Annotated in this window: 1 protein-coding gene and 1 pseudogene; both read right to left on the bottom strand. The window is 73.2% G+C overall.

What is annotated here, in order from left to right; all coding sequences use genetic code 11:
• Positions 1 to 191: pseudogene (locus tag GXW71_RS34610) on the bottom strand (HlyD family type I secretion periplasmic adaptor subunit); the annotation flags it as partial.
• Positions 188 to 638 (bottom strand): ATP-binding cassette domain-containing protein (locus tag GXW71_RS34605; protein WP_211858631.1); only part of this gene is annotated, 451 nt, incomplete at its 5' end. The pseudogene GXW71_RS34610 and the gene GXW71_RS34605, both read right to left, overlap by 4 nt.

The following is a 638-nucleotide window of genomic DNA, read 5'->3' as shown; positions in this document are numbered from 1 at the left end:
ACCTTGATCAGCCCGGGCGCGATCGCCGCCTCGGACAGCGGCGCCAGCACCGACCAGGCCACGAAGCTGCCCACGAAGACCGTGATCGCCAGCAGCCCGAACAGCACCAGCCCGCGCGTGCGCGGCCGCGGCTCCAGGCCGCCCGCCGTCTCCGTCCCCGGCAGCCCGGCCGGGATCAGCGCCCCGCTCACGACGCGCGCCCCTGCGCCGGTGCCTGCAAGGCGGCGGAGCCCGTGGCCGCCACCTCCGCCGGCCGCGGCTGCATCAGCTTCTTCAGCACCTCGGCCCGCGGTCCGAACATCTCCGCCGCCCCGTCCTTCAGCACCAGCACCTTGTCGACGCCCTGCACCAGCGCCGGGCGGTGGGAGACCAGCACGACCGTGCAGCCCTGCGCCTTCAGCGCATCGAGGCCCTGGATCAACGCCGCCTCGCTGTCGCCGTCGAGGTTCGAGTTCGGCTCGTCCAGCACCACCAGCTTCGGATTGCCGTAGACCGCTCGCGCCAGGCCAATGAGCTGCCGCTGCCCGCCGGACAAATGCTGCCCGCCATCGCCGATCTCGGTGTCGTAGCCCTGCGGCAGCCGCAGGATCATCTCGTGGCAGCCGGCGATCCGTGCCGCCGCGAAGGCCGCTTCCGGA

Source organism: Plastoroseomonas hellenica (genome assembly GCF_018129085.1).
In the GTDB taxonomy this organism is placed as follows: Bacteria; Pseudomonadota; Alphaproteobacteria; order Acetobacterales; family Acetobacteraceae; genus Plastoroseomonas; species Plastoroseomonas hellenica.
Note: the sequence above shows the minus strand (reverse complement) of the source record. Positions and strands in the feature narration are given on the sequence as shown.